Genomic DNA, 22,640 nt, shown 5'->3' on the forward strand with positions numbered 1-22,640 from the left:
TTCCTTGTTTTTTAACAAGTTGATATCAGGTTGTTGTTTTTAAGTTACTGCTCACAAGAAAAAAGGCACGCCATCTGACGTGCCTCTTTTATTTGTACTACCCTGTACGATTACTGTTCGCTTTCATCAGTATAGCGTTTTGCTTTGTAAGCCGGATGCATCAGGTTCTGTACGGAGAAAATATCGTCTAGTTCCGCTTCAGTCAACAGACCGCGCTCCAGAACGACTTCGCGCACGCTCTTACCTGTTTCGGCACAGATTTTACCCACGATGTCACCGTTGTGGTGACCGATGAACGGGTTCAGGTAAGTGACGATACCGATAGAGTTGTAAACGTAACCTTCGCACACTTCTTTGTTAGCAGTGATGCCGTTAATGCATTTTTCCAGCAGGTTGTAGCAAGCATTGGTCAGAATGTGAACGGATTCAAACATCGCCTGGCCAATGACCGGCTCCATAACGTTCAACTGAAGCTGACCTGCTTCTGCTGCCATGGTAACAGTGGTGTCGTTACCGATGACTTTGAAGCATACCTGGTTAACTACTTCCGGAACTACCGGGTTTACTTTTGCTGGCATGATAGAAGAGCCTGCCTGCAGTTCCGGCAGGTTGATCTCATTCAGGCCGGCACGTGGGCCAGAAGAGAGCAAGCGCAGGTCGTTACAGATTTTGGACATCTTCACAGCCAGGCGTTTCAGCGCGCCGTGAACCATAACGTAAGCGCCGCAGTCAGAGGTCGCTTCGATGAGGTCTTCAGCCGGAACGCATGGGAAGCCAGTGACTTCAGCCAGTTTTTTCACTGCCAGCGGAGAGTACTCTTTCGGCGTGTTCAGGCCAGTACCGATGGCAGTTGCGCCAAGGTTAACTTCCAGCAGCAGTTCAGAGGTACGTTGGATGTTTTTCACTTCCTCTTTCAGCAGGATGCTGAAAGCGCGGAATTCCTGACCAAGGGTCATTGGTACTGCGTCCTGCAGTTGGGTGCGACCCATTTTCAGGATGTCCTGGAATTCGACAGCTTTACGCTCAAAACCTTCGCGCAGTTGGTTAATAGCATCTACCAGTTTAATCAGGGAAGAGTAAACTGCGATGCGGAAACCGGTCGGGTAGGCGTCGTTGGTGGACTGACATTTGTTAACATGGTCGTTCGGATTCAGGTACTGATATTCACCTTTCTGGTGTCCCATCAGTTCCAGACCGATATTGGCCAGCACTTCGTTGGTGTTCATGTTTACGGAAGTACCTGCGCCGCCCTGGTAGACGTCTACCGGGAACTGATCCATGCATTTTCCGTTATTCAGGACTTCATCACATGCAGCAATGATTGCATTCGCTACACTTTTAGGAATGGTTTGCAGCTCTTTGTTTGCCATAGCTGCGGCTTTTTTAACCATTACCATACCGCGAACAAATTCAGGAATATCGCTGATTTTGTTGTTGCTGATATAGAAGTTTTCAATCGCTCTCAGAGTGTGAACACCATAGTAGGCATCAGCTGGAACTTCCCTGGTACCCAACAGATCTTCTTCGATACGAATGTTGTTTGACATGTGAACCTTCTTTTTCAAGCTGCCAATGATTTGCTTTAAACACACAGAATATATGTGGTTTCGAATGTTTTTCGACCGACGATTATCCCCTGCATCAGTCGAATACTCGGGATCATATGTTGCTTGAGGATTTCTACCGTAATCTGGATCACTTTAAGTGTCGGTTTTTACCCCTTAATTATTAATTTGTGAAATAGATCACCGCTTTGGGATTACTACCAAAAATAGTTGCGCAAACGTCTTGAAATTTTGCTAATGACCACAATATAAGCTGAACGCGATTCGCAAACCATTCAGGCGGCCGGATTTAACCGGTTGCTATTACAGGAGAAACCTTTGCGCTGGTTACCTTTTATTGCCATTTTCCTTTATGTCTATATTGAGATTTCAATCTTTATTCAGGTTGCCCACGTATTGGGGGTATTACTCACTCTTGTGTTGGTTATATTCACGTCAGTTATTGGTATGTCGCTGGTACGTAACCAGGGATTTAAGAATTTTGTGCTGATGCAACAAAAAATGGCGGCGGGAGAAAATCCGGCGGCGGAAATGATTAAAAGTGTTTCGTTGATCATTGCCGGTTTGCTGCTTTTATTACCGGGCTTTTTCACCGATTTCCTCGGTCTTCTTCTTTTATTGCCACCAGTGCAGAAACATCTGACCGTGAAGTTGATGCCGCATTTGCGTTTTTCCCGTATGCCGGGCGGTGGATTTAGTGCCGGAGCCGGTGGCGGCAATACTTTTGATGGTGAATATCAGCGTAAGGATGACAACCGCGATCGCCTTGATCATAAAGACGATCGTCAGGATTAATGTTGAAACGCCGGATTATGTGGTTATGCCATTTTCCGGCGTTTTTCGTTTCGGCAGGAACAACCACAGCCCCGCCAGCATGATCAATGCATACACGCTTTTCCAGCCGACCATCGCCAGCAACAGGATGCATAGCAGTCCGCCAATCACCGCCAGTAGCCGATAACGTCCCTTCAATAATTTACAGCCAGCCAGCATGCACAGCAGATAGATCATAATAAAGATGCCGTTGGCATAAATGATGAGTGCGTCCAGATTGATCTCTAAAGTGTGAATCACCAACGTGCTCACCACGCAACAGCCGAGCACTGCATTGAGGGCATTGTTCGGGATATGGCGAGAAGAGAGGCGCGCCAGGTAGTGGTTGGGTTTATCTTGCGCCTGCGACCAGACCAGGCGGGCGAAACTCTGTATATAAATATTGAGGCTGGCAAAGCAGGCCAGATAGCCAATCACGCAGGCAATCCACAGCGCCCCTACACCGAACAGTTGCACCACAATTTCCGGAAGCGATGCTGCCGCCGCCATTTTTTCACCGTAGGCGTCGAAGTGTAAGACGACAACCGTACACCCCCAGTAGACTAAACCTGCCAGCACCAGACCAATCATCAGAGCGCGGGGGAAATCACGCTCCGGATTTTTAAATTCTGAGGCAAGGTGAGCAAACGCCTCCAGACCGACAAAGCACCAGAACATTACCGATAACGCAGCAAATAGCCCGGAAAGTTCGATATCACCTGGCGCAGGGAAGGGGATATTCGCAGGTTTAATATCGGCCGCCCACCAGACGGCGACAATCAGCGCGACGATAAGTCCGGCAATAACCGTTTGTAGATTCGCACTGGAACTGGCACCGCGAGTACCGATATACCACACCAGCGCCAGCGTACCGAGTTCAGCCATCAACAGTTGCCAGCCATGCCAGCCAAACATCGCCTGGCCGAATCCGGCGGCAATTTGCAGCGCAGCGGGCAAGCCAACGGGAATAACTGATAAAAATAACCAGCCTGTGACTCGCTCAAGCCGCGAACCGAACGCCATGCCGACAAAATGCGCCACACCGCCCGCGCTGGGGTAGTGGCGACCCAGAATCGCAAACACGATCGCAATCGGGAAAACTAAGATTATCAGAACAGGCCAGGCCCACAGGCTATTATTGCCTGCCACCAGGGCGGCTAAGGCAGGAACGGCAAACACGCCGGTGCCTAACAATGAAGTCGATAACAGGCCGATGCCCTGGGCCAGCCCCAGTTCTTGTTTGAGTCCACTCATGGGTTGATGTCCGATTGCGCCCAAATTTTGGGCAACTGCGCAGGTTTTTGATGGTAGCACAATCAGATTCGCTTATGACGACGATGTCGAAATTGCGATGAAACGTGAGGTGAATCAGGATTTTTACCCGATTTTGTGCTGATCAGAATTTTTTTTCATTTTCCCCCTTGAAGGGGAGAGGCCTCATCCCCATTTCTCTGGTCACCAGCCGGGAAACCACGTAAGGTCCGGCGTCACCCATAACAGATACGGACTTTCTCAAAGGAGAGTTATCAATGAATATTCGTCCATTGCATGATCGCGTGATCGTCAAGCGTAAAGAAGTTGAAACTAAATCTGCTGGCGGCATCGTTCTGACCGGCTCTGCAGCGGCTAAATCTACCCGTGGCGAAGTGCTGGCTGTAGGCAATGGCCGTATCCTTGAAAATGGCGAAGTGAAGCCGCTGGACGTGAAAGTTGGCGACATCGTTATTTTCAACGATGGCTACGGTGTGAAATCTGAGAAGATCGACAATGAAGAAGTGTTGATCATGTCCGAAAGCGACATTCTGGCAATTGTTGAAGCGTAATCCGCGCACGACACTGAACATACGAATTTAAGGAATAAAGATAATGGCAGCTAAAGACGTAAAATTCGGTAACGACGCTCGTGTGAAAATGCTGCGCGGCGTAAACGTACTGGCAGATGCAGTGAAAGTTACCCTCGGTCCGAAAGGCCGTAACGTAGTTCTGGATAAATCTTTCGGTGCACCGACCATCACCAAAGATGGTGTTTCCGTTGCTCGTGAAATCGAACTGGAAGACAAGTTCGAAAATATGGGTGCGCAGATGGTGAAAGAAGTTGCCTCTAAAGCGAATGACACTGCAGGCGACGGTACTACCACCGCAACCGTACTGGCTCAGGCCATCATCACTGAAGGTCTGAAAGCTGTTGCTGCGGGCATGAACCCGATGGACCTGAAGCGTGGTATCGACAAAGCTGTTACCGCTGCAGTTGAAGAACTGAAAGCGCTGTCTGTACCGTGCTCTGACTCTAAAGCTATTGCTCAGGTTGGTACTATCTCCGCTAACTCCGACGAAACCGTAGGTAAACTGATCGCTGAAGCGATGGACAAAGTCGGTAAAGAAGGCGTTATCACCGTTGAGGACGGTACTGGTCTGCAGGACGAACTGGACGTGGTTGAAGGTATGCAGTTCGACCGTGGCTACCTGTCTCCTTACTTCATCAACAAGCCGGAAACTGGCGCAGTAGAACTGGAAAGCCCGTTCATCCTGCTGGCTGACAAGAAAATCTCCAACATCCGCGAAATGCTGCCAGTTCTGGAAGCTGTTGCAAAAGCAGGCAAACCGCTGCTGATCATCGCTGAAGATGTTGAAGGCGAAGCTCTGGCAACTCTGGTTGTTAACACCATGCGCGGCATCGTGAAAGTGGCTGCGGTTAAAGCACCGGGCTTCGGCGATCGTCGTAAAGCAATGCTCCAGGATATCGCTACTCTGACCGGTGGTACTGTAATCTCTGAAGAGATTGGTATGGAACTGGAAAAAGCAACCCTGGAAGACCTGGGCCAGGCTAAACGTGTTGTGATCAACAAAGACACCACCACCATCATCGATGGCGTGGGTGAAGAAGCTGCAATCCAGGGCCGTGTTGCTCAGATCCGTCAGCAGATTGAAGAAGCAACTTCTGACTACGACCGTGAAAAACTGCAGGAGCGCGTAGCGAAACTGGCAGGCGGCGTTGCAGTTATCAAAGTGGGTGCTGCTACCGAAGTTGAAATGAAAGAGAAAAAAGCACGCGTTGAAGACGCCCTGCACGCGACCCGTGCTGCGGTAGAAGAAGGCGTGGTTGCTGGTGGTGGTGTTGCGCTGATCCGCGTAGCGTCTAAACTGGCTGACCTGCGTGGTCAGAACGAAGAGCAGAACGTGGGTATCAAAGTTGCACTGCGTGCAATGGAAGCTCCGCTGCGTCAGATCGTACTGAACTGCGGTGAAGAGCCGTCAGTTGTTGCTAACACTGTTAAAGCTGGCGACGGCAACTACGGCTACAACGCTGCAACCGAAGAATACGGCAACATGATCGACATGGGTATCCTGGATCCAACCAAAGTAACTCGTTCTGCTCTGCAGTACGCAGCTTCTGTGGCTGGCCTGATGATCACCACCGAGTGCATGGTTACCGACCTGCCGAAAAACGATGCGGCTGACTTAGGCGCTGCTGGCGGTATGGGCGGCATGGGTGGCATGGGCGGCATGATGTAATTGCCCTGCACCTCGCAGAAATAAAGAAACCCTCAGGCAGAAATGTCTGGGGGTTTTTCTTTTAGTCATCTTTCTAGTATAAGATTCAAACACGGACGACGCGAGGGGCGTCCAGCTCATTGATTATGGGGAATAACATGCACGTAAAATACTTAGCAGGGATTGTCGGTGCCGCGCTACTGATGGCGGGTTGTAGCTCCAGTAACGAATTGAGTGCTGCCGGTCAGAGTGTTCGCATTGTGGACGAGCAACCAGGCGCAGAGTGCCAACTTATTGGTACTGCGACAGGTAAGCAAAGTAACTGGCTTTCCGGACAACACGGCGAAGAAGGCGGTTCTATGCGTGGTGCGGCAAACGATCTGCGCAATCAGGCTGCCGCAATGGGCGGTAACGTGATTTATGGTATTAGCAGCCCGTCGCAGGGGATGTTGTCCAGCTTCGTTCCGACTGATAGCCAGATTATCGGCCAGGTTTATAAGTGCCCGAACTGATGTGATTCCGAGGCTGGGTGACAAACGTATAATTGCCTGATGCGCTTCGCTTATCAGGCCTACATCAGGCATTGCAACTGATTGAATGCTTGAGAATTTATAGGCCGGATAAGGCGTTTACGCCGCATCCGACATGATCAACGATCACGTTATCAGTCATTTCAGGCTGGATGGCTCCAGCCTCGCATTAGCAAAGATGGGATTATTTCGCTTGTGGCGCGGCTTTGCTGATGGACTGAACGCGTAGGTGATGCAGTACGCGTAAGCATTGATCCTGGGTCAGCGGTTGGGCGTTATTTGCCGCTACGGTGCGAACGTAGACCTGACACGGCACTCCAGCGAGCTTTTTCAGTCGAGGGCTGAAATCAAGCATCCGGCGGGTGATGGCCTCCACTTCTTTACTTGCTGTCGCTTCACGTGTTTTCACCACTGCACCGCTAAATTGTTCTTTGCCACTTTCATCTTTAAAGCGATAAAGCACCGCCAGATAATGGCTAAACAAGTTTTGTTTCCATTCTGGCTGTGAATAGGTGTCATATTCCAGATTACCATTATCCTGGCAGTCGACGTCATATAATGGCAGGAAATCTAACAGCGATGTAATACGTAATGCCAGTTCACGCATTTCCGCATTATTAATTGCGTGAATGATTGCTCGCGCCAGCATTTCAATTTGCAGTTCATTGACAACTAATTCAGATTTGCTGCCGTCATGCAGAGTTAATAGGAATGTGAGATTTTCACCCTGATTATCGGTAAGTTCCAGTGTATTTACACGGCGATTAATATCAGCATTTTTAAGTTCTTCAATCTGAATTTGAGGAATATTTTCTGCCATCTTTTTCATGGCCTTATCGCGCGCTTGCTCATACTGAAGACGGTGATCAGCCTCCAGTTTATGCTTTTGATGCAGACGGCTTTCCAGCGCTATCAGCAGGTCGCGCAGTTCCATCACAGACATGAAGAACAACGATTCTTTATTGCGAGGCTCTTTTATTTTCAGTGCCAGTGCAATGAAGTTATTACTCTTGCGAATAACACCAGTGTTAACACCCTTGATGCTTATGGCCATGTAGGTTCTCCCTAACCATTTCTCAATAAAATAAATAATATTAATTTATAAGCCAGATAAATGGGCTTGGTAGTAATAGTTGTTAAAATAACATAAATAGCGGCGCTCGCTCTATATAAACAGAAAAGAAAGGTTAATTATTGATATCAGTTATATAAATAATAAAAATAGCAAAGCATATGAATAATTAATGGTTATGCAACGGAAAAGATTAAACTTCCCTATTTAATGACAGGTCGCTGTACGCGTGTTCGTTGCTCTTGCCGGATGCGACGTAAACGCCTTATCAGGCCTACAGTTCATTGAAAATTCAATCAGTTGCAATGCATCATGTAGGCCTGATAAGCGCAGCACATCAGGCAATTTCACATTTATCATCAGCTTCAACTTCCCTGTTGAATCAGTTATTGCTGACGTAGCTGCAAATCCAGCGGTGTTTTGCTGGGTTCTCCGCCTATCTCACGCGCCAGTTTTGGCACCAGATATCCCGACACCAGCGTCAGCAACTCACGCATAATCTGCCGTGCTTCATCATCGCTCACCATGAAATGCGCCGCGCCCTGCACTTTATCGAGCACATGCAGGTAATAGGGCATCACGCCCGCGTCAAACAACGCATTACTCAGGTTTGCCAGCGTTTGCGCGTTGTCGTTCACGCCACGTAACAGAACACTCTGGTTAAGCAGGGTGACGCCCACGCGTTTTAACTTAGCCATCGCCTGACGGAATGTTTCATCCACTTCATTGGCATGGTTGATGTGATTCACCAGCAGGATTTGCAGCGTAGAACGGGCAAAGCGTTCAACCAGCGCCTCAGTGATGCGCGCCGGGATCACAATCGGCAGACGGCTGTGAATACGCAGACGTTTGATGTGCGGGATGGCTTCCAGTTGCGTGAGCAACCAGTCCAGTTCGCGATCTTTCGCCATCAGCGGATCGCCGCCGGAGAAAATGATCTCGTCCAGTTCTGGATTTGCGGCAACATACTCAAGTGCAGTCTGCCAGTTACGCTTGTTGCCCTGATTTTCGGCATACGGGAAGTGGCGACGGAAGCAATAGCGACAATTTACCGCACAGCCACCTTTCACCAACAGTAATGCCCGGTTGTGGTATTTATGCAACAAACCAGGCACCACGCTGTGCTGTTCTTCCAGCGGGTCGGTGGAAAAACCGGGTGCAGTGATATACTCATCTTGCGAGGTAAGTACCTGACGCAAAAGTGGATCGTCAGGATTGCCTTTTTCCATGCGATCGATAAATGAGCGGGGCACGCGCAGGGCAAACAGATTTTTGGCGCTGCGTCCGGCCAACAGTTTTTCGTCCGCGTCTATATTCAAAAGACGCAGAAGTTCATCAGGATCGGTCACAACATCGGCAAGTTGCGCTAACCAATCTTCTCTGGATGGGGTGTTTAGGGTTACAATATGCGCCATTTTGTGGCTTAGCTACCAATTAACAAATTTCAGAGGGCCTTATGGCAACGTACTATAGCAACGATTTTCGTGCTGGTCTTAAAATCATGTTGGACGGCGAACCTTACGCGGTTGAAGCAAGTGAATTTGTGAAGCCGGGTAAAGGCCAGGCATTTGCTCGCGTTAAACTGCGTCGTCTGCTGACCGGTACTCGTGTAGAAAAAACCTTTAAATCTACGGATTCCGCTGAAGGCGCTGATGTTGTCGATATGAACCTGACTTACCTGTACAACGATGGTGAGTTCTGGCACTTCATGAACAACGAAACCTTCGAACAACTGTCTGCTGATGCAAAAGCAATTGGCGACAACGCGAAATGGCTGCTGGATCAGGCAGAGTGCATCGTGACTCTGTGGAACGGCCAGCCGATTTCCGTTACTCCGCCGAACTTCGTTGAACTGGAAATCGTTGATACCGATCCAGGTCTGAAAGGTGATACCGCAGGTACTGGCGGCAAACCAGCTACCCTGTCCACTGGCGCTGTGGTTAAAGTTCCGCTGTTCGTACAGATTGGCGAAGTTATCAAAGTGGATACCCGCTCTGGTGAATACGTATCTCGCGTGAAGTAATACGGTTGTGGTGCGGCCTGCTGGCTGCACCATCACTTTTCAGGTCAGAGATGATGAAACGCCTTATCCTTCTTGTTTTGCTTGCCAGTACGCTGCTCACGGGCTGTAACACCGCTCGCGGTTTCGGTGAAGATATCAAACATCTCGGCAATTCCATTTCCCGCGCTGCCAGCTAATTTCCTCTTCACTTCCGAAAAATCATCAGATTCCCGTCATTTTTGGTGATGTTGTCTATTATTAATTTGCTATAGGCAAACACAAATAACATTACCTAAAAGGAAGATATTATGGTGAAGAAGACAATTGCAGCGATCTTTTCTGTTCTGGTGCTTTCAACAGTATTAACTGCCTGCAACACCACGCGTGGCGTTGGTGAAGACATCTCTGATGGCGGTAACGCGATTTCTGGCGCAGCGACGAAAGCGCAGCAATAAGCAATAACGGTACGACAGGTTTGTCGTGCCGTTTGTTTTTCCTGGCGGTAATCACTGCTGTAACCGTTGAAATTTCCTCTTAAATCGGCAAAATACTTCTTTCACTATCAGCTTTGCGGGACGACCCGCAAACGCATCGTTTCACCGGGGACGGCCCCATTTCTCCGGAGTATTATATGTCCTGGATTATCCTGTTTATTGCTGGTTTGCTGGAAGTTGTCTGGGCGGTAGGCCTGAAATACACCCACGGTTTTAGTCGTCTGACGCCAAGCGTAATTACCGTGACGGCGATGATTGTCAGTATGGCGTTGCTCGCCTGGGCAATGAAATCGCTACCGGTAGGTACAGCTTATGCTGTCTGGACGGGGATTGGCGCAGTCGGGGCGGCGATCACCGGTATTGTGCTGCTCGGTGAGTCTGCTAGTCCGATGCGCCTGGCGAGTCTGGCGTTAATCGTACTGGGGATAGTTGGTCTGAAACTCAGCACCCATTAACTGCCGGGTTGCTGTACCCAGATAAACTTACTGACATCAAATCCTTCCCGGGTTGCGACCGCCAGCATCTCCTGTTTAACTTCGCTAGAAATAGTTGGCGTGCGGGAGAGTATCCACAGGTAGTCGCGATCCGGGCCGCAAACCAGCGCGTGGCGATACTCCCGGTCGAGCGCAATGACGTTATAGCCGCCATAGAAAGGGCCAAAGAATGACACTTTCAGCGCTGCGCGATGCGGATCTCCGGTAAAGTACGCTTTCCCTTCGCTCTGTTGCCACATCTCCCTGTCCGGATTATAGCCTTTGTTGATGACATTCAATCCACCATCATCCCGCAGGCTATATGTCGCGGTGACTTTCTCCAGTCCGCGTTCAAAGCGGTGATCAAAACGGGCAATCTCATACCAGGTGCCAAGATAGCGCTTAGCGTCGAAATTATTCACTACGGTCACGCCACGCGGCGGCGTAGGTGAACTACAGGCAACGACAAGAAATGCCGCTGTCGCTGCGGCAACAAGAGGGAGCAGGCGCATAGATGTTTCCTTACTGGTTTTTTTCTAAGTGTAGATGACAGCAAGGAAAAGCGGAGAAAAGGCCCGTAAATTCGGGCCATCTTCGTTGTTATTGCAAAGCGTTGAGGATCTGCCAGGCGGCGGCGACTCTCACCGGGTTTGGATAGTTTTTGTTAGCCAGCATCACAATACCCAACTCTTTTTCTGGGATAAATGCGACATAGCTACCAAATCCGCCGGTCGCCCCTGTTTTATGTACCCATGATGCGCGCACAGCAGGAGCAGGGGGCGTAATCGCTTTTACTGGTCGTGCTGCCAGTGCAATTTTATTGTCGCTGCCATTAATGATGCTGTCAGGATTTACCGGCCAGTCCAGCATTTCCCAGCCCAGGCCTTGATACATATCGCCAATTTTCCAGTAGCGAGATTGCGCCAGTTGGATACCTTGCTGAAGTGTTTTGTCGTTGATATTACGAGGATCTATATTGCTTTGTAGCCAGCGGGCCATGTCTTCAATCGTCGATTTCACACCGTAAGCTTCAGCATCTAACGCCCCTGGCGAAACATGCACCGCCTTACCTTCGCGATATCCCCAGGCGTAATTCTTTTCTTCTGCAGGCGGCACATTAATCCACGTATGGGTGAGTTTGAGTGGCTGGAAGACACGGGTATCCATTGCCTGTTCAAAGCTCAAACCAGACGGCTTCACAGCTAGCGAGCCGAATAAACCGATACTGGAGTTGGCATACAGACGTTGTGTTCCTGGCGTCCAGTCAGGCTGCCAGTTTTGATAGAAGCGCAGCAAGTCGCTTGAGGATTTAACGTCATCCGGCACTTGCAATGGCAGGCCGCCAGCGGTGTAGGTTGCGAGATGTAATAGCGTGATCCCGTTCCACTGTTTAGCGGTAAGTTCAGGCCAGTATTTTGTGACGGGATCGCTTAGATTTATTTCCCCTCGAGCAATAGTGTCGCCACCAAGTACGCCCGTAAATGTTTTGCTGACCGAGCCTAACTCAAACAACGTTTGCTGCGTGACGGGCTGCTTTTTATCTACGTCCGCATAGCCCCAGGTAAAGTAATAAGGTTTGCCCTGATAAATCACTGCAACGGCCATGCCCGGGATTTTTTGTTGTTCTATAAGCGGAGTCATTGTGCGATGCACAATATCGTTGAGCTGTTGGGGGGCGGCAAGTGCGGAGCAAGAGGCGGTAATCAGTAAGGCGCAGAGCGTCATTTTGAGCATAAGGTCTGGTTCCCATACAAAACGGCCCGCCATAGGCGGGCCGGATTTACATTGGCGATGCGTTAGATTGTAACGACACCAATCAGCGTGACAACTGTCAGGATAGCAGCCAGACCGTAGAAAACCCATTTGCCCGCAGGCACGTGGATTTTCAGATCGTGCATCGCGTGGTGCATACGGTGTAAACCACACCACAGCGGCAGAACGATCATCAGGAACAGGAATACGCGACCAATGAAGCTCTGCGCGAACGCCAGAACGCGTTCGTAGCTCAGAGCATCACCCGGAAACAGTCCCAGCGGCAGCATAATGCCGACCAGCAGGATCATTACCGGTGCAATGATTGCGCTCCACATACCACCGGCCCCGAAAAGGCCCCAGAATACCGGTTCGTCAGAACGCTTTGGATTTGGATTAATCATCTCAGGCTCCTTACCAGTACAGGGCTACAAACAGGATTACGATGGTGGCAACCACGGTTACCGCCCAGAGACTTTTGATAATTGGCTCTGGTCCCATTTTTTCGTCTTTTACAATGATATTGGCCGCTTTCGGTGCCAGTTCAAACCAGGTTTTGGTGTGCAGCAGAGCTGCCGCCAGAGTGATCAGGTTAATGATCACGATAACCGGGTTTTGTAAAAAGTCGACGAATCCCGCCCAGGCTTCCGGGCCATTTTTCAGGGCAAACAGCCCGAAAATCAGTTCAATGCTGAACCACACAGCCGGAACCGCCGTGCCTTCGCGCAGCATGTAAAAGCGATAAAACGGCAATTTTTTCCACCAGGTGGACGTCATTGGCCGTACATACGGTTTACGTTTAGTCGTCATGTTGCACTCCTTAGCGTGGTTTCAGGGTCGCGATAAGAAAGTCTTTCGAACTTTCTACTTTGCCCTGCTGAATGGCCGCAGCCGGATCGACGTGTTTCGGGCAGACTTCGGAGCAGTAGCCCACGAAAGTACAGCTCCATACGCCGTTCTGGCTGTTCAACTGCGCCATACGCTCCTTCTTACCGTGGTCGCGGCTATCTTCGTTATAACGATGCGCCAGCGTAATGGCAGCCGGACCGATGAACTCTGGGTTCAGGCCAAACTGCGGGCACGCGGCGTAGCACAGACCACAGTTGATGCAACCGGAGAACTGATGATACTTCGCCATCTGCGCCGGGGTCTGGATATTAGTACCCTGATCCGCGGTGCGGGAGTTGCCAATGATGTATGGTTTGATCGCTTCCAGACTTTCGATGAAGTGGGTCATATCGACGACCAGATCGCGTTCGATCGGGAAGTTAGCTAGCGCTTCAACCTTCATACCGTCGGTGTAGTCACGCAGGAAGGTTTTACATGCCAGCTTCGGCACGTTGTTGACCATCATGCCGCAGGAACCACAAATCGCCATACGACAGGACCAGCGGTAGCTCAGATCCGGTGCCAGGTTGTCTTTGATATAGCCCAGCGCATCCAGTAATGAGGTGGTTGCGTCATAAGGTACTTCATAAAATGCGCTATGCGGTGCGGTATCGACTTCCGGGTTATAGCGCACCACCTCGATTTTCAGGTTCTTCATCTCAGCCATTCGCCTTCTCCTTCTTATTGGCTGCTTCCGCCTTATCGGCTGCATCCGCTTCGCCACCGTAAACGCGTTTAGCTGGCGGCAGCGTAGTAATCTTCACGTCGCTGTACTCCAGGCGAGTAGTGCCATCAGCATCGCGGAAGGCGAGGGTGTGTTTGAGGAAGTTGACGTCGTCACGCTCGGTGCAACCTTCGTCCAGACGCTGGTGCGCGCCGCGAGACTCTTTACGCGCCATTGCGGAGTGCGCCATACATTCGGCAACGTTCAGACCGTGGCCCAGCTCGATGGTGTAGAGCAGGTCGGTGTTGAACACGCTGGAGGTGTCGGTGATGCGCACGCGCTTGAAGCGTTCTTGCAGCTCCGCCAGTTTGTCGATGGTTTTCTGCATCAGTTCCGGCGTACGGTAGATACCGCAGCCTTCTTCCATGGCCATGCCCATTTCGTCGCGGATCTTCGCCCAGTTTTCGCCGCCGTCCTGGTTAACCAGATCTTTCAGACGCTGTTCAACGGCAGTAGCCTGTGCATTGATTGCCGCATCGTTGCCATTACCAGCGGTAGATGCGCGCTCCATAGCTTGCTCACCGGCCAGACGACCGAAGACCACCAGTTCTGCCAGTGAGTTGGATCCCAGACGGTTTGCACCGTGCAGACCTACAGAGGAACATTCACCGACGGCGAACAGACCCTTAATACGGGTTTCGCAGTTCTGATCGGTTTCGATACCGCCCATGGTGTAGTGCGCGGTCGGACGTACCGGAATCGGTTCTTTAACCGGATCGACGCCAACGTATGCTTTTGCCAGTTCGCAGATAAACGGCAGACGTTCGTGCAGTTTTTTCTCACCCAGGTGACGCAGGTCGAGGTATACCACATCGCCGCGTGGTGTGGAGATGGTGTTGCCTTTACGCCATTCGTGCCAGAAGGCCTGAGAAACTTTGTCGCGCGGACCCAGTTCCATATATTTGTTTTTCGGCTCGCCCAGCGGAGTTTCCGGGCCCATGCCGTAATCTTGCAGATAACGGTAGCCATTTTTGTTGACCAGAATACCGCCTTCACCGCGGCAACCTTCGGTCATCAGGATACCGGAACCCGGCAGACCGGTCGGGTGATATTGAACGAATTCCATGTCACGCAGCGGAACGCCGTGGCTCAGTGCCATGCCCATACCGTCGCCAGTAACAATGCCGCCGTTAGTGTTGTAGCGATATACGCGACCCGCGCCGCCGGTAGCCATAACCACCGCATTAGCACGGATTTGCACCAGCGTACCTTCCATCATGTTCATTGCCACCAGGCCGCGAACGTGACCATCATCGACCAGAATATCCAGCACGAAGTGTTCATCAAAACGCTGGATCTGCGGGAATTGCAGAGAGGTCTGGAACAGCGTGTGCAGCATATGGAAGCCTGTCTTATCGGCGGCGAACCAGGTACGCTCGATTTTCATACCGCCGAAGCGACGTACGTTGACGCTACCATCCGGGCGACGGCTCCATGGGCATCCCCACAGTTCCAGTTGAGTCATTTCAGTTGGGCAGTGGTGGACGAAATAATCCACGACATCCTGCTCACACAACCAGTCGCCACCCGCTACTGTATCGTGAAAGTGATATTCGAAGCTGTCATGATCCTGCGCGACAGCGGCGGAGCCCCCTTCTGCGGCAACGGTATGGCTGCGCATCGGGTATACTTTTGAGATTAGTGCGATTTTTGCATTTGGATTTGCCTGCGCGGCAGCAATTGCAGCACGTAATCCCGCGCCACCGGCACCTACAATGGCAAGATCGGCTTGAAAGGTTTGCACGACATTCCTCCAGATTGTTTTTATCCCGCAGCACCGTACTTCAGGGTAAGTGTCTGAAAGCTACGGTCTGCGAACGCTATTCCACTGCTCCTTTATAGGTACAACAGTATAGTCTGATGGATAAGTCTGAAATTTGACGAGATCGATTTTTTTAGCGTGCCGGGAGGCTAAATTATCACTGAAGATGATTAATTTAATTACTAAACCATCATATTGCGGTTTTTTTAGTCACTGCCCACCGTTGATTGATTTCTGCGTAAAATTTGTCTCGCCGTCGCGTTGCGAGTAGACTTCGTGCCCTTGTCAAAAACTGGAGATTTTACTATGAGCGAAACGGCATCCTGGCAGCCGAGCGCATCCATTCCTAACTTATTAAAACGCGCGGCGATTATGGCGGAGATCCGTCGTTTCTTTGCCGATCGTGGAGTGCTGGAGGTGGAGACGCCTTGTATGAGCCAGGCGACGGTAACCGATATTCATTTGGTCCCGTTTGAGACACGTTTCGTAGGCCCCGGGCACTCGCAGGGGATGAATCTCTGGTTAATGACCAGCCCGGAATACCACATGAAACGCCTGCTGGTTGCCGGTTGTGGTCCGGTATTCCAGTTGTGCCGCAGCTTCCGTAATGAAGAGATGGGACGTTATCACAACCCTGAGTTCACTATGCTGGAGTGGTATCGACCGCATTATGATATGTATCGGTTGATGAATGAGGTGGACGACCTCTTGCAACAGGTGCTGGACTGCCCGGCGGCAGAAAGCCTTTCTTATCAACAAGCTTTCTTGCGTTATCTGGAAATAGACCCGCTTTCTGCTGACAAAACGCAACTGCGAGAAGTCGCGGCGAAACTGGACTTGAGTAACGTTGCAGACACCGAAGAAGACCGCGACACGTTGCTGCAACTGCTGTTTACCTTTGGCGTGGAACCGAACATTGGTAAAGAAAAACCAACGTTTGTGTACCATTTCCCGGCCAGCCAGGCATCACTGGCACAAATTAGTACGGAAGATCATCGGGTCGCGGAACGCTTCGAGGTCTACTACAAAGGTATTGAGCTGGCGAATGGTTTCCATGAATTGACGGACGCTCGTGAACAGCAACAACGCTTTGAGCAGGATAACCGTAAACGTGCGGCGCGTGGTTTACCACAACATCCTATCGACCAGAACCTGATTGACGCCCTGGAAGTTGGTATGCCTGACTGTTCCGGCGTGGCGTTAGGTGTTGACCGCCTGGTGATGCTGGCATTGGGCGCTGAGACACTGGCGGAAGTCATTGCCTTTAGTGTCGACCGGGCATAATTCTGAAAAGCCAGCTCAATCGCAACACAGAATGGCGTAGCTGACGCCATTCTGTAGCAGATGTTTTCATTTTTCCGCTAAAGCGCACAATTTAAGACTGGATGTTTGCTATCATCCAGGTATCAATTCTGTATTAGTTTTATTGTTGCCTGCCAATCGGTGGGTAGTGCAGTTAATTGGCGCGTTTAATATATGCGCTGAAATGAAGGATGATTCCATGCCTCACACGATAAAAAAGATGAGTCTAATTGGGCTCATATTGATGATCTTTACTTCAGTATTCGGTTTTGCGAATAGCCCATCGGCTTATTATTTAATGGGTTATAGTGCGATTCCATTTTATATATTTTCTGCATTATTATTCTTTATTCCATTCGCCTTAATGATGGCTGAAATGGGGGCGGCCTATCGCAAAGAAGAGGGCGGTATCTATTCCTGGATGAATAATAGCGTTGGGCCACGTTTTGCTTTCATCGGCACCTTTATGTGGTTTTCCTCTTATATCATCTGGATGGTGAGTACTTCCGCTAAAGTTTGGGTGCCGTTCTCAACATTCCTCTATGGTAGCGACATGACTCAGCACTGGAGTATTGCCGGGCTGGGGCCTACGCAGGTTGTTGGTCTGTTGGCTGTCGCATGGATGGTTCTGGTTACCGTCGTCGCCTCAAAAGGGATTAATAAAATAGCCCGTATTACTGCGGTAGGTGGTATAGCAGTAATGTGTCTTAATTTAGTATTACTGTTAGTGAGCGTTGCTATTTTGTTATTAAATGGTGGTCATTTCGCACAGGATATTAATTTTGTGGTATCTCCAAATCCGGGATATCAGTCCGGTCTGGCGATGTTATCTTTTGTCGTATTTGCTATTTTCGCTTACGGTGGAATTGAAGCTGTTGGCGGTCTGGTTGATAAAACGGAAAATCCTGAAAAGAATTTTGCTAAAGGTATTGTTTTTGCCGCTATTGTTATTTCGATTGGTTATTCCCTGGCAATATTCTTATGGGGCGTCAGCACTAACTGGCAGCAGGTATTAAGTAATGGTTCGGTTAACCTTGGCAATATTACTTATGTATTGATGAAGAGCCTTGGGATGACGCTGGGTAATGCACTGCATTTGTCGCCCGAAGCATCATTGTCGCTGGGGGTATGGTTTGCGCGTATTACCGGACTTTCGATGTTCCTCGCTTACACGGGGGCGTTCTTTACGCTTTGCTACTCGCCGTTGAAAGCAATCATCCAGGGGACGCCGAAAGCATTGTGGCCGGAACCAATGACGCGTCTGAACGCGATGGGAATGCCGTCTATTGCGATGTGGATGCAGTGTGGGTTGGTTACTGTCTTCATCCTGCTGGTTTCGTTTGGCGGCGGCACCGCATCGGCGTTCTTTAACAAGCTGACGCTGATGGCGAATGTCTCCATGACCATTCCGTATCTGTTCCTTGCCCTGGCATTCCCGTTCTTTAAAGCGCGTCAGGATCTCGACAGACCGTTTGTTATTTTCAAAACGCACATGTCAGCAATGATTGCCACAGTGGTTGTCGTATTGGTGGTGACGTTTGCTAACGTCTTTACCATCATCCAGCCAGTAGTCGAAGCCGGAGACTGGGATAGCACATTGTGGATGATTGGCGGCCCTGTCTTCTTCTCGCTGTTAGCAATGGCGATTTACCAGAACTATTGCGGCCGCATGGCGAATAGGCCTGAGTTAACCTTAGATTGATTGTATGCAATAACAACTCATCGCCAGCCCGGCGATGAGTTGTCTGAAAAGGAAGATGTCATGGATGGCACGGGGCGGGGTCCGCTGATAACCGAAGATCAAGTCAGAGCACTGCAATTTTCTGCTGGGGATGTAGCGGAAATAGAGCAGACTATTCTCTCTTTTTTCGATGCCTGCCACACCCGTAAAATAGCGATGGTGGTCGGCAATACCATTAATACCCTCAAAGATCGAGACCGGAATCGGTGGCGAAACCTGTCGGATATTTATTGCGCTTACCTTATCAGGTTCCTGGTTTTTCGTGGCGAATTGGTTGGATACGGTGATTTGTTCAGAATGCGTTTTAGCGAAATGAAACTGTCGGTTGAAACGTCATGAGTGCGCATCAGTTTATTTTATGCTGCATTTGGTTCTTCGTATCTGTTCTCTGGATTCTGATACTGTCCACGCTGGACAAAGAATGGATGATTGATGGACGTGGGATTAACAACATCTGCGATGTGTTGGAGCATCTGGAAAATGACGATACTCGCGATGTCGGTGTGATAATGACGTTGCCGCTGTTTTTCCCTTTTCTTTGGTTCACGCAGTGGCGAAAAAAACGCGGCTGGTTTATGTACGCCACCGCACTGGCGATCTTCGGCTACTGGCTATGGCAGTTTTTCCTGCGCTATCAGTTTTGTTGGTGATTGAAACTGCCAGAGTCGCCTCCGGCAGTTTCTCACGTTACAAGCTTCCTGCCTGACGCCCTTTACCCGCAGACGTTAATGTTCTGCCCGTTTGTTTACCGTTAAGACTTTCCAGACGCATCTGGAACGGCGGGAATGGCATATCGATACCGTGGGCGTGGAAGCCCGCCAGAATTAACTGGTGGATCTCGTGGCGCAGCGGCATACGGTGACCCATTTCCGCGGCGTAAATACGCAACTCGAAAATCTGAATCCCCTGTTGTAGATCGACCAGGAAGACTTCCGGTGCCGGGTTGTCGATGACCAACGAGCAGCGACGCGCTGCGGTTAGCAAGATTTCCGTCACTTCTTCACTGTTGGCATCGGCAGGAGCCGGAATCGTCAACACCACGCGCGTGACCGAGTCAGAAAGCGACCAGTTGATAAACTGCTCAGTAATGAACGCTTTGTTCGGCACAATAATCTCTTTGCGATCCCAGTCGCTGATAGTGGTGGCGCGGGTGTTAATTTTCGTCACACTGCCAGTAAGATCGCGAATTGTCACCGTATCGCCAATGCGAATCGGTTTTTCGAACAGGATAATCAGACCAGAGATAAAGTTGGCGAAAATCTCCTGCAAACCAAAACCGAGACCAACACCGAGTGCAGCGACCAGCCACTGCAATTTCGACCACTCAATACCAATCATCGAGAAGCCGACCAGCCCGCCAATCAGCATCAGCAGATATTTGGTGATGGTGGTGATGGCGTAACCTGTACCTGGCGTTAAATCAAGGTGCTGCAAAATCGCCAGTTCCAGCAGCGCGGGCAGGTTGCGCACTAGTTGCGTGGTGATGATAAACACCAGAATGGCAATCAGCACTGCACCGAGAGTAATCGGTTCCAGACTTTCCACGCCCTGCACTGTGGAGGTGACATCCCACAGCGAAATATTTTCGAGGAAGCCAAAAGCGGAATGAATTTCTGACCACAGCACGATGACTGAAAGAAGGGCGATCAGCATCAGGATTGAACGCACCAGCCGCAAGGATTGTGCACTGATAGCATCGAGATCGACTTCGCTTTCATCCACTTCAATCGCCCCTTCCGGGCTACTGTGATGATGCGCTTCTTCTTCGCCACGCGCGCGTTGTGCCAGCATTTCAGCACGGCGATGCTTCGCCCGGTCAAACGCCAACCTGCGGCGTTGGATCAGCATCCAGCGGCGGATAACGTGATAAATCACCAGTAACAGGAACCAGATGGCGACCGATGTTTCCAGCCTTGCCAGCAGAGCCTGCGCTGTTGCCAGATAACCCACGGCTGCGGCGAGAATAGCGACCAGTGGCGCGCCAATCATCATGTTCCACAGCATATGGTTGGCAATGTTGTCACCACTGCCTTCTTTGTTAAGATACAGTGGGATCCCGGCTTTTTTCAGGCTGAGCGTGACCACTGCCAGTGCACCGCAAATGAGGATAAAGCAAAGACGTCCCAGTGAGCCGGAAAACTCGCGGTCGTCGAGATTATCAAACATCATCAGCGCCATAATCAGTGGCACGATAAGCCCAATGCTCATCAGGTAGTAGCGCATACCACGGGAAACACGTTCGCGCGGCCAGCCGAAATGGGCGATAAACAAGCCGTTCGGGCGAGCAAAGGTGGCGCAAATCATCACCACCCACAGCAGTGGCACGGTGGCCGTTACACCATCGCCAATCGCTACCGCCAGCGGATAAGGCCACGCCTCGCGCAAGCCGTAACCCAGCGTCATCCACAGCACTGGTAGCGGCGAAGCGACGAGGATCGACCAGAAAAGCGTCCGTAACGTCAGCCAGAAATGATCCTGAGTGACTTTGCCGACTTTAGCCGCCGAACGTTCAAGAAAACGGGTGAAATAGCGGCGCGAGTAAATGCTGCAACCGACCAGAATCAACGCGCCAAACAGCGGTAAAATAGTCTCTTTGCTGGTCAGCATCATCATGGTGGCTTTACCTAACTGACTGAAGGTGTCCAGCGAGATCAGACGACGCAGATCCTGGGCGATTTCCAACGGCCAGGCGATGGTCATCGGGCGCACATCAGAGGTCCAGAACAGATAGCGGTGTGTCGCTTCGTTGACCTCTTTCAGCGCATCTTCCAGTTGCCCGTTGGAAACTTTCAGCTTGGTTAGTTCAAGCAGTAGCGTGTCGCCGCCCTGGAGTAATGAGTTAAGCAACTCGCGCTGAGTACGCAATTGAGCTTCGAGTATCCGGTTTTGCTCGGCAGTCAGCGGCTGGCCGTCGGCCTGAAGGATCTGTCGCAGTTGTGGCTGTTTATTGAGGAGATCTTCATAATGCAACCGTTGCACGCGCAACTGAGCCATTTCGGTATCAAGCTGTTGCGGTTTCGGCATTTCCGGCAGGCGTGCCACCTGCGCCCGCAGTGCTTCACCGAGCAAGTTTGATGAACCCAGCCATTGCGACTGTTCACGCAGCGTATTCAGCGCCTGCCGGACTTGCAACGTCTGGCTGGCAGCCTGACGCTGCTGTGAGGCGACGAGATCCATCCGCTGCGCTTGCTGATTCAACGCCGCCGATAGTTCACGGTTAATTTTGAATTGAGCAACGATATCTTCCGGCAAATCGGCACTGCTTTCTGCCAGTAATTCAGTGCTTTCCAGCGCCCGCTCTGCCTCAAGCTGGCGTTGGCTGTTCAACTGGTTGCGCAGAGCCTGCAAATACGCATCCAGTTGCTGACTCTCTTTTTCTGCCAGTGCCGAGCGCAGACGAGCCAGTTCCTGACGGTTATTGGCAGAAAGTTGCGCCAGCTCGAGTTCATCGACCAATGATTTCAAACGTGCGGAGTCGGCCTGCAACGCGAAATTTTGTGCCTGATTAAGCGGACTATTTCCCGTGAGTGTCCCCAGTCGGCGCTCAATTTCATTCAACTGGCGGCGGGCGTCAGTTTGCTGTTGTGGTAATTGATTAAGCGAATCCGCAATCTCGCGGGCGCGTTCCTGCTCTTGCTGGGCCTGACGGCTTTTATCCAGCAACTGACTGCTGACCTGGAGTATTTCCTGATTCAGCGCGTCGGTAGACATCCCCGGCGACACGCTGCGCGGCTCATCACGCATATTGTTTAACTGTGCGCGCAGAGTAGCGGAGAGTTTCGGGTAGTTATCAATGATTTCTTGATATTGCTTGATGCGCTCAAGGGAACCTTTACGTTCCTCAAGCGCATTTAAGGCAGACTGGAGCGCCTCTACGACTTCCGGCTGCGCGGGTTTCGCCGCTTTTGCCTGCTCCAGTTCCTGGGTGATTTGTTTACTATCGGGGGCCGTCGCGGCGTACGCCCCCCAACTGAGGCACCAGGCCATCAGAAAAGTGATAATCAGGCGCACGTCAGCGTTTCCTTTGATG

The 22,640-nt window shown here is 50.7% G+C and carries 23 protein-coding genes; 12 read left to right on the forward strand and 11 right to left on the reverse strand.

All coding sequences use genetic code 11. The features are described 5' to 3' along the window. Positions 1–110: 110 nt before the first annotated feature. The gene (gene aspA / locus A31E_RS02450) at positions 111–1,547 is read right to left on the reverse strand and encodes an aspartate ammonia-lyase (protein ID WP_001517611.1); all 1,437 of its coding nucleotides are present in this window, start codon (positions 1,545–1,547) and stop codon (positions 111–113) included. 336 nt (positions 1,548–1,883) lie between these two features. Here aspA and A31E_RS02445 point away from each other — a divergent pair, with 336 nt between their 5' ends. Next, positions 1,884–2,360 (forward strand): FxsA family protein, encoded by a 477-nt coding sequence (locus A31E_RS02445; RefSeq protein ID WP_001267441.1) that lies wholly within the window; start codon positions 1,884–1,886, stop codon positions 2,358–2,360. Positions 2,361–2,375: 15 nt separating this feature from the next. On the opposite strand, the gene yjeH is transcribed toward A31E_RS02445, so the two are convergent. Then, positions 2,376–3,632 carry an L-methionine/branched-chain amino acid transporter gene (yjeH, locus tag A31E_RS02440; protein WP_000015807.1) on the reverse strand — a complete coding sequence of 419 codons (1,257 nt, stop codon included), beginning with the start codon at positions 3,630–3,632 and terminating at the stop codon, positions 2,376–2,378. A gap of 275 nt (positions 3,633–3,907) precedes the next feature. On the opposite strand from yjeH, the gene A31E_RS02435 reads away from it, so the two are divergent. From A31E_RS02435 to A31E_RS02425, 3 genes are all read left to right on the forward strand, one after another. Continuing rightward, a complete protein-coding gene (locus A31E_RS02435; RefSeq protein WP_001026276.1) occupies positions 3,908–4,201 on the forward strand; it encodes a co-chaperone GroES in 294 nt (97 codons plus the stop codon). Between the two features lie 43 nt (positions 4,202–4,244). Beyond that, positions 4,245–5,891, forward strand: a complete 1,647-nt coding sequence (groL, locus tag A31E_RS02430) for a chaperonin GroEL (RefSeq protein WP_000729132.1) — start codon at positions 4,245–4,247, stop codon at positions 5,889–5,891. Between the two features lie 137 nt (positions 5,892–6,028). Then, positions 6,029–6,382, forward strand: a complete 354-nt coding sequence (locus tag A31E_RS02425; RefSeq protein ID WP_000558209.1) for a DUF4156 domain-containing protein — start codon at positions 6,029–6,031, stop codon at positions 6,380–6,382. 202 nt (positions 6,383–6,584) lie between these two features. On the opposite strand, the gene A31E_RS02420 is transcribed toward A31E_RS02425, so the two are convergent. Beyond that, complete coding sequence (locus A31E_RS02420; protein WP_001008066.1) at positions 6,585–7,454, reverse strand: YjeJ family protein; 870 nt, start codon at positions 7,452–7,454, stop codon at positions 6,585–6,587. A 404-nt stretch (positions 7,455–7,858) separates the two neighbouring features. Continuing rightward, entirely contained in the window at positions 7,859–8,887 is a 1,029-nt protein-coding gene (gene epmB, locus A31E_RS02415) for an EF-P beta-lysylation protein EpmB (protein ID WP_016249491.1), read from the reverse strand. A gap of 41 nt (positions 8,888–8,928) precedes the next feature. Between epmB and efp the strand changes: the two genes are divergently transcribed. The 4 genes from efp (at position 8,929) to sugE (ending at position 10,423) form a co-directional block, all read left to right on the forward strand. Next, on the forward strand, positions 8,929–9,495 hold the full coding sequence (gene efp / locus A31E_RS02410) for an elongation factor P (RefSeq protein ID WP_000257278.1): 567 nt from the start codon (positions 8,929–8,931) through the stop codon (positions 9,493–9,495). 50 nt (positions 9,496–9,545) lie between these two features. Then, complete coding sequence (gene ecnA, locus A31E_RS0123280) at positions 9,546–9,671, forward strand: lipoprotein antitoxin entericidin A (protein WP_000977753.1); 126 nt, start codon at positions 9,546–9,548, stop codon at positions 9,669–9,671. A gap of 111 nt (positions 9,672–9,782) precedes the next feature. After that, positions 9,783–9,929, forward strand: a complete 147-nt coding sequence (gene ecnB / locus A31E_RS02405) for a lipoprotein toxin entericidin B (RefSeq protein WP_000239596.1) — start codon at positions 9,783–9,785, stop codon at positions 9,927–9,929. Between the two features lie 176 nt (positions 9,930–10,105). After that, positions 10,106–10,423: a quaternary ammonium compound efflux SMR transporter SugE gene (sugE, locus tag A31E_RS02400; protein ID WP_000118465.1), complete on the forward strand. Its 318-nt coding sequence runs from the start codon at positions 10,106–10,108 to the stop codon at positions 10,421–10,423. Here sugE and blc read toward each other — a convergent pair. The 6 genes from blc to frdA form a co-directional block, all read right to left on the reverse strand. After that, positions 10,420–10,953: a lipocalin Blc gene (gene blc, locus A31E_RS02395; protein WP_001238372.1), complete on the reverse strand. Its 534-nt coding sequence runs from the start codon at positions 10,951–10,953 to the stop codon at positions 10,420–10,422. The two genes, sugE and blc, sit on opposite strands and share 4 nt — an antisense overlap. Before the next feature lie 88 nt (positions 10,954–11,041). After that, positions 11,042–12,175, reverse strand: a complete 1,134-nt coding sequence (locus tag A31E_RS02390; RefSeq protein ID WP_016249492.1) for a BlaEC family class C beta-lactamase — start codon at positions 12,173–12,175, stop codon at positions 11,042–11,044. A 62-nt stretch (positions 12,176–12,237) separates the two neighbouring features. Continuing rightward, on the reverse strand, positions 12,238–12,597 hold the full coding sequence (gene frdD, locus A31E_RS02385; RefSeq protein ID WP_000609664.1) for a fumarate reductase subunit FrdD: 360 nt from the start codon (positions 12,595–12,597) through the stop codon (positions 12,238–12,240). Between the two features lie 10 nt (positions 12,598–12,607). Beyond that, positions 12,608–13,003 (reverse strand): fumarate reductase subunit FrdC, encoded by a 396-nt coding sequence (gene frdC / locus A31E_RS02380; RefSeq protein ID WP_000208757.1) that lies wholly within the window; start codon positions 13,001–13,003, stop codon positions 12,608–12,610. 10 nt (positions 13,004–13,013) lie between these two features. Continuing rightward, positions 13,014–13,748 carry a fumarate reductase iron-sulfur protein gene (gene frdB, locus A31E_RS02375; RefSeq protein ID WP_000829498.1) on the reverse strand — a complete coding sequence of 245 codons (735 nt, stop codon included), beginning with the start codon at positions 13,746–13,748 and terminating at the stop codon, positions 13,014–13,016. Continuing rightward, entirely contained in the window at positions 13,741–15,549 is a 1,809-nt protein-coding gene (gene frdA, locus A31E_RS02370) for a fumarate reductase (quinol) flavoprotein subunit (RefSeq protein ID WP_001517616.1), read from the reverse strand. The genes frdB and frdA overlap by 8 nt, the downstream gene beginning before the upstream one ends. A gap of 324 nt (positions 15,550–15,873) precedes the next feature. Here frdA and epmA point away from each other — a divergent pair, with 324 nt between their 5' ends. The 4 genes from epmA to A31E_RS02350 all read left to right on the forward strand — a co-directional run bounded on the left by epmA (position 15,874) and on the right by A31E_RS02350 (position 19,260). Further along, positions 15,874–16,851 (forward strand): elongation factor P--(R)-beta-lysine ligase, encoded by a 978-nt coding sequence (gene epmA, locus A31E_RS02365; RefSeq protein WP_000004769.1) that lies wholly within the window; start codon positions 15,874–15,876, stop codon positions 16,849–16,851. A 217-nt stretch (positions 16,852–17,068) separates the two neighbouring features. Beyond that, a complete protein-coding gene (yjeM, locus tag A31E_RS02360; protein WP_016249493.1) occupies positions 17,069–18,571 on the forward strand; it encodes a glutamate/gamma-aminobutyrate family transporter YjeM in 1,503 nt (500 codons plus the stop codon). 60 nt (positions 18,572–18,631) lie between these two features. Beyond that, positions 18,632–18,949: a protein YjeN gene (gene yjeN, locus A31E_RS02355; RefSeq protein ID WP_000349123.1), complete on the forward strand. Its 318-nt coding sequence runs from the start codon at positions 18,632–18,634 to the stop codon at positions 18,947–18,949. Then, positions 18,946–19,260, forward strand: coding sequence for a YjeO family protein (locus tag A31E_RS02350; RefSeq protein WP_001272717.1), 315 nt, complete (start codon positions 18,946–18,948; stop codon positions 19,258–19,260). Before yjeN ends, A31E_RS02350 begins: the two co-directional genes overlap by 4 nt. Positions 19,261–19,297: 37 nt before the next feature. On the opposite strand, the gene mscM is transcribed toward A31E_RS02350, so the two are convergent. Continuing rightward, a complete protein-coding gene (mscM, locus tag A31E_RS02345) occupies positions 19,298–22,621 on the reverse strand; it encodes a miniconductance mechanosensitive channel MscM (RefSeq protein WP_001517619.1) in 3,324 nt (1,107 codons plus the stop codon). Positions 22,622–22,640: the final 19 nt, after the last annotated feature.

This window comes from Escherichia sp. KTE159, assembly GCF_000408805.1.
GTDB lineage: Bacteria > Pseudomonadota > Gammaproteobacteria > Enterobacterales > Enterobacteriaceae > Escherichia > Escherichia marmotae.